Source organism: Colwellia sp. MB3u-41 (assembly GCF_014076845.1).
Lineage (GTDB): Bacteria > Pseudomonadota > Gammaproteobacteria > Enterobacterales > Alteromonadaceae > Colwellia_A.
In genome coordinates, this window is record NZ_JACGUT010000082.1 from 504,576 (window position 1) to 518,544 (window position 13,969).

12 protein-coding genes are annotated in these 13,969 nt (G+C 41.5%); all 12 read right to left on the reverse strand.

The genetic code is table 11. From position 1 onward, the window contains the following. Positions 1-15: 15 nt before the first annotated feature. Positions 16-405 (reverse strand): hypothetical protein, encoded by a 390-nt coding sequence (locus tag H4J73_RS16090; protein ID WP_182177389.1) that lies wholly within the window; start codon positions 403-405, stop codon positions 16-18. Further along, positions 402-845, reverse strand: coding sequence for a hypothetical protein (locus H4J73_RS16095; RefSeq protein ID WP_182177391.1), 444 nt, complete (start codon positions 843-845; stop codon positions 402-404). The genes H4J73_RS16090 and H4J73_RS16095 overlap by 4 nt, the downstream gene beginning before the upstream one ends. Further along, the gene (tssK, locus tag H4J73_RS16100) at positions 829-2,166 is read right to left on the reverse strand and encodes a type VI secretion system baseplate subunit TssK (RefSeq protein ID WP_182177399.1); all 1,338 of its coding nucleotides are present in this window, start codon (positions 2,164-2,166) and stop codon (positions 829-831) included. Before tssK ends, H4J73_RS16095 begins: the two co-directional genes overlap by 17 nt. Positions 2,167-2,298: 132 nt before the next feature. Further along, entirely contained in the window at positions 2,299-2,877 is a 579-nt protein-coding gene (locus H4J73_RS16105; protein ID WP_182177401.1) for a hypothetical protein, read from the reverse strand. Between the two features lie 56 nt (positions 2,878-2,933). Continuing rightward, positions 2,934-4,826: a type VI secretion system contractile sheath large subunit gene (gene tssC, locus H4J73_RS16110; protein ID WP_220459975.1), complete on the reverse strand. Its 1,893-nt coding sequence runs from the start codon at positions 4,824-4,826 to the stop codon at positions 2,934-2,936. A gap of 38 nt (positions 4,827-4,864) precedes the next feature. Then, positions 4,865-5,377, reverse strand: a complete 513-nt coding sequence (tssB, locus tag H4J73_RS16115) for a type VI secretion system contractile sheath small subunit (RefSeq protein WP_182177409.1) — start codon at positions 5,375-5,377, stop codon at positions 4,865-4,867. Between the two features lie 204 nt (positions 5,378-5,581). Further along, positions 5,582-6,865 (reverse strand): hypothetical protein, encoded by a 1,284-nt coding sequence (locus H4J73_RS16120; protein ID WP_182177411.1) that lies wholly within the window; start codon positions 6,863-6,865, stop codon positions 5,582-5,584. A 139-nt stretch (positions 6,866-7,004) separates the two neighbouring features. Further along, on the reverse strand, positions 7,005-7,547 hold the full coding sequence (locus tag H4J73_RS16125) for a UpxY family transcription antiterminator (RefSeq protein ID WP_182177413.1): 543 nt from the start codon (positions 7,545-7,547) through the stop codon (positions 7,005-7,007). A 96-nt stretch (positions 7,548-7,643) separates the two neighbouring features. Then, a complete protein-coding gene (locus H4J73_RS21050) occupies positions 7,644-7,814 on the reverse strand; it encodes an AraC family transcriptional regulator (RefSeq protein WP_182177415.1) in 171 nt (56 codons plus the stop codon). Positions 7,815-8,539: 725 nt separating this feature from the next. Continuing rightward, a complete protein-coding gene (locus H4J73_RS16135) occupies positions 8,540-10,654 on the reverse strand; it encodes an FAD-dependent oxidoreductase (protein WP_182177417.1) in 2,115 nt (704 codons plus the stop codon). Positions 10,655-11,165: 511 nt separating this feature from the next. Beyond that, positions 11,166-12,827 (reverse strand): hypothetical protein, encoded by a 1,662-nt coding sequence (locus H4J73_RS16140; RefSeq protein WP_182177419.1) that lies wholly within the window; start codon positions 12,825-12,827, stop codon positions 11,166-11,168. A gap of 191 nt (positions 12,828-13,018) precedes the next feature. Beyond that, positions 13,019-13,879, reverse strand: a complete 861-nt coding sequence (locus tag H4J73_RS16145; protein ID WP_182223581.1) for an AraC family transcriptional regulator — start codon at positions 13,877-13,879, stop codon at positions 13,019-13,021. Between the last annotated feature and the right edge of the window lie 90 nt (positions 13,880-13,969).

Consider the following 13,969-nt stretch of genomic DNA (forward strand, 5'->3'; position numbering starts at 1 on the left):
TTATCCTATTGCCCGTTATTGCAGTTTTATAAGGGGCGCTGAGCCACTTATTTGCGCGGTGCCAGTGAGGTTGATATTGGTGCCATCAACACTGACATCCATGGCAGCCTTAGCATTGAGATTGGCATCGCTGTTAATGCTGAAGTCACTGCCACTGTTGAATTCAGCCGTACTACTGGCGCTGCATGTGATAGTTTCAGCAGTGAGCTCGAAGGTTTTACAGTCCATAGTAATTTTGTCTGGTGCTTGCACTATGGTGCTGGTACCTGCATCACCCTTGCTGATGGTCGTGATATCATCACCGCTGAGTACTATGGTGTGAGTGATACTGCCATCCTTATTATCTAGGGTAATGACTATGCCATCTGTCTTGTTCAACTCAACCCGACAAAATAGCGCGCTCATATCATCACCACTTTGACGTCTCGCATGTTTTGTAAATAGGCTGGCTTGGCCAGTTCTAATATGCAGGTAATAGGTTTATGCTTGGAAGAGGTCTGCCCTGCTGCGTTTTGTCGCTGCTTTAACTGAGCGCTGAGGGTCATACGCCATAAATTAGCGCCATTTTCTATTAATGATACCTCCACCGCATCCAATCTAGGCTCATGAAGAGTAATTTGCTCACGCATGTCTGCACAAAGCAGATGCATCAGTGGCTCACCTAGCAATTGCTCTGAATAATCCTGTAAGCCTATTGTGTGCCCTGCTCCCAATGTTCTCCGCGACTGCAATACTGTTCTGAGGTTGTCTATGATGCTTTGAACTTGTGGATCGTCACTCTCGCTAGCAACGGGGTGGCCTGTTCTAGTAGAGGGCAAGGTTACAAATTTATTTAATAGGGGCATGTATGACTCCCGTTGAAGAGGACGTTTGTGGTTGATAAAACAAAAAAAAGGAATAGGCTTCGAATTCTGGCTGTGCTAGAAAGCTTAAGCTTGCCTCCTGAATTATGTGATCAAGCTCTTCACCTTCCTGTAGCCGGAAACACTGGGTGGTCTGACCAAAATAATGGGTGAGCGCTTTATGTTTAACGGGTATAAGTCCCACACCACTTAAAGAATAATGGAATAAAGTTGAGATGCGTTTGTGGCTGCTCATGCAGGGCAGGTCTTCGTCAGCCAATGAAGGTTGTTGATCACAGTTTATGACTAAATATAGGTTATCTTTTCTACTGGCAACGTCTGGAAGCACCGTTTGATATTTACCATCTTTGAGGTGTAACTGAAAACTCTGACTGTTGCGACTATGCAATTTAAGACGAGATACGACATTGCGAAACAATGTTTTAAAGGTGCCATGCAAATCACTATGTTGATAGTTCTGCAAAGGTAGGGGCGCCCATTCTCCACTGAGTAAACTTAGTTGCCTATGAAGTTTTTGTAACTGCTCGTATAAAAAGTAGGGGTGTAATTGCAATTCTGGTTTTTGTTTTGGATAACCAATATGGTTAGCTAGAAACTGTTGGCTTTCATATAAAGCATTTATGCAGTGTTTTATCTCAAACAGTTTAATGTCAGGTAACTGTTGTTTTTGATACAGCCCTAGGGTCTCTTTCAGATAACGGTTAAGGAGAATATTCAATTGCTTCAAAGGGCCAAGCAAAAATTCACTTACTCCTATCTGTACGAGTGGTGGGATAAAACGCTCAGACAGTTTCCAACCGCCGTTGTTATCCTCAACAAATTCCGCAAGTTTACCTTGGTCAATAACCTTGTAATGCTTACACAAGGTTTCGTACTCTTCACTCAACGCAGGCTGCAAAGCCAAAATAACTTTGAATATACGGCGAGCAACAGTCTCTGAGATGTTGTGTGGTAATTGTTCGGTATTCATTGCTGGTGGGCTCTGTAGTATAAAATAGTATACCTTAACTCTAGATGTATCTTTGAGCTCTAAGGGCAAGCTGACAATATCGGCATTCCCTGGACAATCCACTAACAAACTATTGGCATGCGTAAATACACGAAATGAGGTGAGATTGAGATTACCTTTTGCAAGCAAATACTTGTCCCATTCCAACTTGCCTATGCCATAAAATGGCAAACCACTAGCTTGATGACGCAAGAAAGTGTTAGCAGTTAAGGCATTTTCTTGTGCAATTAGGTGGTCGGGCAGTAATGTTTGGCCCATTTGCCAGTGCACAGGTGCAATGTCATGAATACTCATAGATAGATGCTTGCCCATTGATAACGAAATATGTTGATAATGAATGATTATTACCCACTATGTTGCACGATAAACAGGCAACATAAGGGGTGTTAACCTAAGCTATAATCGGTATAGCTCAGGCTTGCCACCTTATGCAGCGACAGTCACTCCCCAAGCTTTAGTGAACTTACCCGTATTGGATACGCCATAATGCACAGTTTGCGCTTCTTCTTGGGGCATAATGCCAATGTAAAATCCAAAGTTTTTAGGCGATACGACTTCCATACCTTGGTCCATTTCGATACCAAGGCTCAAGGACCCACCGGATTTTTCTACTAGGCCTTTTAAGGTTGTTTCGTTATTGTGAAAGGCCTTAAAGTAAACTTTTGCCACTGGATCGTAGTCGTAGATTACGTAGTCATATTCCACTGTTGTATCACTCAAATCAGAGTGTTGTAGCACCACCGAATCTTGTTTATTCACGGTTGAAACTTGGCAATTTATGCTAAGTGGATCAGCATAACCGCCATTCCAATAGATCCCTGATATCACGCCCACCACTTTGACTTTGGTGTCATCTTTGATAGCGGTAGGGTCCATTATTTCAATGTCTTTGGCGAATTCTGTGGTACCAATTTTCAAGGACGTGAGATGCCCAACAACGCTCTGAGAGTCTTTTTCAAAATTAAAGCCCTGATTAACGCTGCAATTAAATGATGTAGAAGCCATGTTTAAATCCTCAATTTAATATTTATTAAAATTATACTGTGCAAAACTGTGCAAACCTAAATCCGCACGTCCATTTTTAATTCAACATCTAACCCTTCAAACTGAATATGCGGTAAAATTGTTATCTCACTGTTGTACCAACCAATCATGCCTTCTTGAGACGTTGTAATTACTTGTGCTGCTTTAAAGGGGTAGTACCTTAGTGTTAGGTCATCTGGGTTGACGACTGTCGTTACATATTGAGACAACCACGTCTGTAAAACATTATTAATATAGGGACCATCTGCAGAGCTACCAATGTTGTCACGCATAATGCATTTGACATAGTGGGCGATGCGAGTGATCGATAATGTGTAGGACAGATTCGTCACCAATTGTGAGTTTTCAGAGTCATGGGGGTCTTTAAAACGGTTTGATTTTTTAATTGACTGACTACTAAAGAAGCAGGCCTCAGAGCCACCTTTACGATAAATTAACGGGATAAATCCTAGGTCGGCAAAAGCCAATTCTCGGTAGTCAGGAATGACCATTTCAATGGGGGCTTTAATTTCCTGTTGGCCATTAAGATCAAAAGCATAGCGCGGCAGGTGTTCTATTTTTCCGCCTCCTTTAGGGCCTCGCAAATATTGACACCAGCCAGAATTGATAAATGATCCAATCATATTTTTGGCAAATAACAATGAAGCATTACACCACAAAAAATCCTCTCCTCCTTTTTGGGTACGGATCTCTTCTTCATACGTCAAACCAGCGCCAGCAGGATTATTTTCTGCGTGGTAGGGGGCCCTTAATAAAAAACGAGGGAGTGTGAGGCCTATATAAGCTGCTTCTTCAGTATCTCGCATGGCCTGCCATTTCTCAAATCTAGGATGACTCATATGCGCCCTTAGGTCTCGAATATCAGCCATTTCTTCAATGTTTTTACAACCAAAAAACTTAGGTCCCACCGAACTAATAAAAGGCGCATGACTGGCGTTTGCCAGTTTACCCATGGTTGACAACCAAGCCCGGTCTTCACGGGTGTTTTCAAATTCATATAACCCAATAATAGCGCCATAGGGCAAACCACCAAATTGGTCGTATTCCGCTACATAGACTTTTTTGAAAAATTCACCATTAATCAAATCTACGGCATTGTTTTCAAGATCTTCACCTAGTTCTTCTTTAGTACAGTCGAACACATCAATCATCACATCTGCAGACCAATCTGTACTTTCAATAAGATTATGCAAACCTAACCAGTTGGCTTCCATAGCCTTAAAATTTTCATCATGCACTATGGCGTTTAAGTCCTCATCAAGCTTGTCATTTATTTGACTGGTTAAATTACGTACTTTTTGACGAATGGCAGCCAAATGAGAACTCTCGTCGTCATCAACTGACAAAATATCGTTAAATAGAGCAATGGCCAGACTACTCAAAAAATAATCGGCTGCTTGTTCGGCTTCATCAAGCACCAAGTTATCTTCGCTTTGCAAGGATTCACTAAGGGATTTTTGTTGTGTACTTAGAGGTTGTGTATCCTTGGCCAACTTGAGAAACGATTTGCGAGCATTATCTAATGTCGCCGTATCTTCAGGTTCAGCGGCTTTCGCCTCTTCCACCAAAGCCATTGTTTTATCGGTATTTTCGTCTAATGTTTTAATCGTTTTATCAACAATATTAACAATATCCACTTTACTGTCTGTATCCAACTCGGTAATAAATTTTAGCGTATTGGTGGATGCTGTTTTAAACTTGTTGAGGGTCTTCTCCATTGCTTTTAGCTCGGGGGTATCTTTAATGTCCTCCATTGGCGCAAGCAGTTTAGAAATGTTTTGATTAAGCTCATCAAAACTCAGTAAACGTTGTTTCTTATTCAACAGTTTTTGCAGTATCTCCGGTTGATAGTGCAAACTCTCACCGAGTACGGCAAGAGATGTTTGGGTAGCTACAGCGTTATCACTCATGGCTTATGTTCCTGTAAAATTGATAGTTGTTTTGTGCATTAACCAGCAGTGCCAGCATGGGTAACGCTTGGAGGTAATGTTGCAATCTTTTCGTAACCGGGTGCCATCAGTTGTTTTAATTTGTCCAATGCCTCTGGTTCTTCCAATAATGTGGACAGGGTTTGGCGAAATTTATTGCTATTATTTATGCTGGAAAGTAAGGAGTTAAGTAAGTTTTTTGCTTTGACCATATCATCCATTGTGCTGATAGATTTAATCACGTTGCCCGGTAAAAAAGAGTCAACATTTTCAATAGGAATAGTGTGAGTGTTTTCTTCGCTGTCAGTTACTTTTAAACGAATTTTCATTTTTTGCATTATATTATTCAGGTTTTTTCCGTCAAAGCTCAGCACATTGCGCCCTTCAAAAGAATCTTTACTGGAATTGCTTCCAGAAAAATCACCCACGACAAGAAGGCGTAACGGCAACTCGATATCCTCTTGTTGGCCATTAATTTCAGTGCGATAGCGCAAGGTTAAGCGTGATTTTGGTAGCGTATCTTGTATTGACATAGTTATCTCCTGATAGTCAACCCAGTAAGTTTATAAACGTTTTTTGCGTGTATAGAACATAAGTACACACAGTCAAACGTTTCGGTGTTGGTCTTTATAATAGAATGATAAATCGAATTAAGTCCAGATTAAGTTGTTGATTTTGCTGTGTTATTTATGTTCGTATGCGGTTAAGAGAGCCGTTATCTAGCTCAACCATTGATTTTATATTTTCCTCGTATAACCTTGATCGACAGGGACTAAATAGGGCATTGTATTGTGAATGATTTTCATCATGCTCTTGATATCATCATGGCTTGTTATCGGTATCATTATGGCATCTGAGATGTGATGGCCACCCCACATATCAAAGATAGTATTGATAGATTCTAATTGTGAATGTGACATACCATCGGGAGCAATGGCATGCCAACCCGCGTAATTAACCTGAAAAAGCCTTAATGATTTAAGCATGTCACCATTGGTTAAATAATGAAGCCAATTACAATAGTCTAAAGTGCTTCCTGACATCCCCTGAATATGATCATGGCTATAATTATATATCCGCCCTTTAGCGCCAGGATCCAGATCTTTAATGTCGTAGAGCGTCGAAAACTTTAAACCGAACTTTAAAATATTCGCACTTCCAATTTTAGTGATGTTTTTCCGGCTATAACGCGCCGCTTTTCCAATCAGGCGATTTTTGAGTTTGTCACTATCGGTGCAGTATCTGGCGTAAACACCATTGCGGTCATGTTTTTCTACTTTGTTAACATCGCGAAGTTGTAACATGCCGCGGACTATGTAACCGACTTCATCATCGGTATAGTCATCCTGCTTTTGCGTGAGTGTTTGCATATGTACCTCACAAAGAAGCAAACCATGTTTTAAATCAATGCGCCCTAAAATTTTTTGATACAAGGCTGTCCATATCATTTGCACATAACCACGATTATTTATATTCGACTGTATCCAGCTGAAAATGGGTAGTGTGGTAAGAATGTCATAGATCCCGTTTGAGAATGGAGGACAAGGCCAGTTGTGTTGACTTTCTTTGGATATATAGCCCTCGAGCCGCGGATCATTTCTGTATTGTTGTACTACATCGCAATAAAATTGTGCTGCTTCTTGTAACATGGATTTATTATTAAGGATGGAAGCGACATAAAAGTAATTTTTTTCTTTCGGCGTTAATGTTTGTTGACCAGTGAGCCAAGTGGCAAACATTTCAGCAAGCTTTTGTCGTTGACCCCAAGGTAATTGATCCACTCTACCTATATCAAACCGTCCATTTTTAATGGTTAAATTAATTATCCATTGGTTGTAGTTAGTATTTAAGGCTTTTTTAATACTCAACATTATGGATTTATGGTTCCACTTACCAGACAGGTATTCAGCAAATCTCCATAACACTATTGTTGGGGGTGAATTTTGAACCGGAATAAACTGGTCTAATTTACTATGCTTGGCTGCAGGTGCAGGTTCTGGCGGCAAAAGTGGAGTAGCCATGTCCATAATCCTTGAATATTATAGGTGTTTATTTTAGTAATTTTATACCTCCAATCCGATCGAGGGGTCAGAGACATCACAATAGCAAGGCACCCATGATAACGAGTAGCCAAAATAGTTTTGTGATTGTTTATAATGATTATGCTATTGCTTTGAGTAAATCCACAGGGACATTTATCACCAGCGATTGTGCCAAGCCTTTAATATCAATGGCCACTTTATTGCCTTCAGGGTCTGCCAATAAAGTCCCCTGATAGTTTGCTAAACTACCGTGATTGATTTGAACTTTACTGCCTTTGCTCAATGTGTTTATGTCTTGCAACTGTGCACTCGGAAAAATGGCCAATACCTTGGCGATACTATCGATATCTTGATCTGTAATAGACGGAAAATATTTGTTCGTTTTACCCGTCATGCTTTTGCCGCCACCGCCATAGCTGATAAAACAACAAAATTCAGCCAACCGCTCAACCATACGTACTTGTGTACCGGTCAACTTTGCAAATATATACGATTTAAACGCTGGCTCCTCTATGACCTTCACTCTGTCACTCCACTGTTTACGAAGCTTTCTTAATGGTAAAAATGCCTCGGCATCCAGCATGAGGATTTTTTCATACAGTTTTTTTTCTGCGTTGGACTTGGTATAAATTTGATACCATTTTTTTTCTATTGCTAACATCAGGTAAGCTCCGCCACATCTGTCCCATCCGAAGTGGTGATGTGTTCATTTACTTATTCATTTTTTTCATATGCCATGACAATACAACGCTAAAAATTAATAAACCTTTGCCTCGCTCCCTAAAACCTTTGTTTGGTGCACTAATATTCCTAAGAATAAGGATTGTCTGTAATGCTTGGGCGATAATTTATACTCACGCTTGCATGCGGTTGAGAAATTATTAGAATCTGGATAACCCACTTGCTCACCCACAGGTAAAATACTCAAAGTGGTGTTTTTTAATAACGTTTGGCCAGTGACATACGTTTTTCATGCAGCCAGGCAAACACGGTTAAGCCATAACTGGTTTTATAAGCATTATTGAGTTTATTTTGATTAGTGCACTTTTTAATAATCAACTCACTGAATTTGATATCTTCACCAAGCTGGAGTTGCAGATATGCAGCGGTATTTTTGACGAAGGCGATGATTTGTTGTTTGATTAAGGTTATGGCCGCTTTCGGGCGAGCCTAGCTGGGTAAGATAAGAACGTGCAAAGGTGCTTGCGCAGCTTCAAAATAATTAATTGCATGAGTGATCCTGAAGGTTGATTCCTGAAGAATTAACGGGCAACTGACATATTCAAATACCCCAAGAGTATACCGTTCATGCTTATTACTTTTATGGACATCCGCAAGGGATAGCAAGGGCGGTTTAATCCGGGTTAAGAAAGTATTGCATTGTTATCGGCATTGCTGATTTAAAACGGGACATAACCCAGTTTTTGAGTGTAAAACTAAGTTATTTATCTGACCAAAATAACCATACACCCATGATGACATTGAACGTTTACTAAAAAATGGCGTGGCTTACGGGGTATTATCGACTCCTTTCGACCCTAAATACCCCATCAATTATGGCTAATTTTAAAAGAATGCAAATGAGAATAATTATCAAGTGTCACCGACCCCTTATATTTGACCCCTTATATTTTATTCTTTTATTCTAAATGTTTAGGCCAACATTTTTTGCACGCGCGTTGACCGCGAATCGATATCGGGCGCCGTGAGTATGCCCCAGGTGCGTTCCATTTGATCAAGTAGAGCCTTATCTCCAGACTGCCGAATGATGTTGTAAACGGCATTGTAGGCCGAATCTAAAGCACCGACGATCCAACCATGATGCACTGAACAGCATTCGCCGGCGAAATTTAGGCAACCATCAAATTCCGGTGTTAGTAGCGTCGGATAAAGTTTTTTGAATTGCCCTGGCCTAAACATTGCAAAGGCGCCACCGCCGGCATGATTGTCCCAAAACCAGGTTTTGGTGGTGACATCAGGGTTGTATTTGGCATACTCAGCCATAACGTCAACTTCTGGGTATAAATATTGAATTCCCTTTAAGCATTCGTTGATCGCCTCTTCATCGGTTAACGCGCCTAAGCGCTCTGCATCTTGAGCCCAACAGTAGACTTGTAATACACCGGCATCGGCATCGTAGCCATAGCTCGGATAGACTATTTGCCGGTTAGAACGATCGGTAGTGCCAACGCCCAAACCCGCATTTTGACGTTCACCCAGTTTGGCCCAAAATTGGCTATCAAAGGTTATAAAAGCCTTAAAAGATGGCATGTAATTTGACTCTCTTAGAGCCCTTGCTTTGGAAAATGATAAATCTTCAAAGAAATCAAAACTCGCTTGCCCATTTAAATATTTACCGTTTGGCAGGGTGCTAATCACATAAGGAAAGTGTCTTTCGACAGCATCGCCTTGACCATTTGTATCTTTGACGGAGACTTTCATACCGCCCAGACCGTCATATAAAGAAGGATCATGAACCACACCCAATACTTGATGATTCATAAACACCCGTTGCTTTGTTTTTGAGGCAGGTGGTGGGTTGCTAGGAATAGTTTCTGCCTTAGGTACACTTGAAGGTGGCTGTGCTGCTGCTGTGAGGTTATCTGGCGAATAGCCCTTTTGCTCATTGGTACCTCTGATCATGCCGATTTGTTGCTGTGCGGCATATCCCACATCGGCGGTAACGCCAGACTCTAAATTCAATACGGCTTTGCAAGCATCAGGAAAGTTCTGCATTCCTTTATCGACAGTTAGCATATAGATGTTTGGGTCGCAGGGGTTGTATGAGTTTTTACTACCGCCCCAATCATAAACAGCAATCACCATCTCTACAAAGGATACCGAATACATGCCTGTGCCAACATTCATTGTTTCTAGATAGCTGGTAACGTTGTACGACAAATGCGCATCTTTAGGCCCCATAGTCTCTTGGTAGTACTCGCCCAAATGTTCTAAGGTAAAGACGTTGGTTAAATATGCCCACATAGAGTAATTGTCAAACTCCATTAACATCTTGAAACCATCAGCAAAAGAGTCACTCAGTGCATCGATAAACTTAGCATTAACTTTATCCAGAATAACGTTGATCGGCAAATATTCAGTGCTGCTCCCCTGCGTCGTAGGCGTTACCCAAACCATTGGAATATCACCACCTTCATCAGAGCCAAAATTAAGCGAGTTCAAACTTGAATCTTGCGCCTCGATAGGTTCTTCCATGTTGTTGTAACGCATCCGTTGCACCGGAGAATTGTAATAAAACTTACGCCACTCGACCAGCTTGTCAGCCATGTTGTTACTTTTTAACACCGCATTAACCGCTAGGGCTAAATGTTGCACTGGTAGCATATCTTCTGAATATTGCGGCAAGCGCATGCCACCCATCTCGCCATATAGTCCGGCAGTTTGTTTATTGTCTGCATCGTAATTACTGGAATACCAAGTGTCAATCCGGCCTCCGACCCGCTCAGAACCTTCGAAAATTTGGCTCTCGATTCCTAGTGATTGCAGAATAAGCCCCGCGTACATGCCCGCGAATCCGCCGCCGATGATCCCAACTACCGGTTGATTTGATGCTGCGCAGTTGTTAAATCGTTCAGCTCCTTTCTTAGATCGTTGCTTATTTAACGTCTCTAAATAGTCTGCGCCATAATTCTCGATGATCCAATCCGAAAAAGACCGCTTGATCGACCCCTGTTGGATTTTGGTTTGCTTGGCGGAGCCTTCCTGCAAAGGGCCTTGATTGTGTGGGTTAAATTGTAAGTAACTCATAATTTTTAGTTCTCCTAAAGTTGTTTTGGTTTATATTATTTTTTAGGGGCATATTAATGATTATACCTGATGATGCCTGTGGTGTGCCGACTCCGCTTATCAGGGCCGAATACAAGTTTCAAGACCTGACCCTCGATTCCGACCAACCAATACTGAGAACGTTTTGAGTGTTCGCGGGCAGCTATACCTGGAAAACAGTTTTTTGGGTTAAATTCGATGCTTAATCGGAAATTGTTATTTATTTTCTGAAACCGACTTTTTTATCCAATTGTAGATTAGATGATCTTTCAGAGTGCCTGTCCTTTATTGTTCTCTGATTCAGATCTCAACTAAAATAGACTGCTCTGAGTAGGTGCTACAAAGGCTAACAAACCGAAACCTACACAACGTCTAGACGTATTCTATATGTAAAACCGATTTGCCTTTCCCCCTATAAGGCATTTACTAAACCCAGCGTTCGCGGCATTTCATCTACATATATAGCGACCCACCCTAGCGAGCAGCCAATTTGCTATTTTTTAATCGACGGTCTGTCTGGATAGCGGGCGCAAACACCAGGTGAATCACTGACCACTTGGCAAGATGCGCCGAGAATACCCCATACGAAATCGATCTGTGTGGCCGTGATTGTCGGCCCACCTAACCCATAGAAATCGCTGATATTTGGCGCCCCCATAGTCACTTCGGTCATTCCATCCAGATTTGGACGCCACGTTGAACCAACGCCTTGGAAACCAGATTGGCCATAAGCATTAACCGATGCCTGCGCATGACATGACATACAAGAAGCAGAGTTTACAAATCCACCTTCTGTCACAGACGCACCCATACCTGTTGGAACACCTGTCGCATGGTAGAATGCGGTTTGTGTTCCCTTCATGCGATAATTCATCCATGCAGGATCGGCCCCCGAAATCGTCGTAGGGTCAGTGTCTGTTTTATCCGTACCAATGTTAAACCCTTTCAATAACGCCTTCAGATCAGCGCTGATCGTTTCACCCGTCTCCACAGGAAGATATGTTTTTCCTGAATGGAATATGGCGTCGTTTCCTGAATGACGATCGTTGTTATAGGTGATATGCGGGGGCACATAACTGGGGCCAAAATCAGCGTTATTTCGCCTCTGCTTATGCGCAGAAACCTGATAGCCATAACTGTCGTTACAACCGATCAAGTCACAACGACCTTCGTTTGCAACATGCTCTAATGCATACCAATGCCACTTTGGTAAATCTTTTGACGCATTAGTCATCGCAACCAAGTAGTAATAGCCATTATAGCTGTAGACATCTTTGCTGCGATCATCTGGATGTTTAGGATCAGGCGTTAGGGTTGATCCTTCTTTGTCGCCGCCGATCCAAACAGTCAAATATGGGTAATCTGGATTGTTTGGCGGATGTATTGTGGAACCTTTTGCTTGGTTTTGGATCAATTTACGGTCCAACATGATGTCCATAGGAATGAAATCAGCCTTTACCATTGACGCATCGGTTGGGAAACTCACTTCAAGACGATGGGCTAGGCCGATATTACCTGCACTTATCGCCGCTGCCTGTGCGCGGTTACGCGAACCTAAACCTTCTTTTGAATACAAATCTTGGTCCAGAACATATTTTACAAATGGTTTGTTGCGGAAAACCAATTCGTTTTCCAAGTCACGCAACAAACGATCGGGATCACGGTCATTGATGTTATTCAAGCCAGTATGGCTGATAACGTCACCACTGGGACGCGTTATGGAATTAGGGAGCGGTGATGGATTTTTGTAATCTGCACGAAACGCAGGGCAATGCTCTGGCTGGCTTTCGGAAACAGCTTTAGCAGTTTGTGAACAGCAATTGCTGGTGATACTTTCGGTACACACGGGCCAAGGAACCGCTGGCCAAACCGTTTGATCCAATCCCCATTCCCACCATTTCTGATCAATTACTTCTGCCAATTGTACCCACGCGAACATGTCAGGACAGGTTGTGGGTGTAGAGTTTGTAACCGCATCCGCATAGTTGACGGTGCGATCTTTGACAATAACCATACATGCATCAGCATCTTGGATAAAACTTCTAAACAACATCATCTGTTGCAAGGAATTGATCTTCCCTTCTTGCGCTAACGTCGGACCGACCAATAGCAGGCATAGAGGTAGCAAAAACTTTAATTTACTGATTAACTTCATAGAATACTCCTTAGCAACTGAAAAAAATTAACAAAACACCCTCGATAACTAGCAGCCCAAAAATTAATTTTATATTTATTACGATGCGTGTCTTTGTAATTCATTACTTTTTACTTAATGACTATATGACTCTCAACATTAATAAACCTTTGCCTCATCGCCTAATATCTTTGTTGGGTGCACAAATGATCCTAAGATAAGGATTGTCTGTAATGCCTCGGCGATAATTTATACTCACGCTTGAATGCGGTTGAAAAATTATTAGAGTCTGGATACCCCACGTGGTCACCCACCTGCAAAATACTCAAAGTGGTTGTTTTTAATAATTTTTGAGCCAATGACATGCGTTTTTCATGTAGCCAGGCGAACACGGTTAAGCCATAACTGGTTTTAAAAGCATCATTAAGTTTATTGCGATTAGTGCCCATTTTAACAATCAACTCGCTGAGCTTGATATCTTCACCAAGCTTGGTTTGCAGATATGCAGCGGTATTTTTGGCCAATGCCACGGTTTTTTGCCTAATTAATGGTGAAGCCGCTTTTGGGCGACCCTTTCTGGGTAAGGCAAGGGTGTACAAAGCTGCTTGCGAAGTTTCAAAATAATTGATGGCATGGCTTATTCTGAGCGTTAATTCCTGAGGGATTAACGGACAGCTGATATAGTCAAATACTCCAAGAGTATACAGTTCATGCTTATTACATTTGTTAACATCAACAAGTGATAAAACAGGGCGGTGTAACCTAGATTGAGAAAATATCGTATTTTGTGCTTCGTTAACTGACTTGAGCACCTTTTGGTCATGACTTTCGTCATCAACAATGATCAGGCAGCTATTGCTGATTTTTAAGATGCGGCTTTCGTTGCTGTCTGCATTGGTTATTTCAACCGGGATATAACCCAGTGTTTTTAGTATGTAACTAAGTTGTTGTTTATCTGGCGAACAAATTTTAACCAGCAAAACATGTTTTTTTTCATAGCTAACTTGCTTGCTATTAGTGTGTTTATCAAAAGGTGCTGAAATATTGTCAAGGCTATGTAAAGGTTCATCCATGTGTTTTTCCTAACCAATCTGTTGTGTGTTTTTGTCATCCATTTATTGTTAAATAATTTAGTAAAAAAATCGCAAAACTACCTTCCGGTA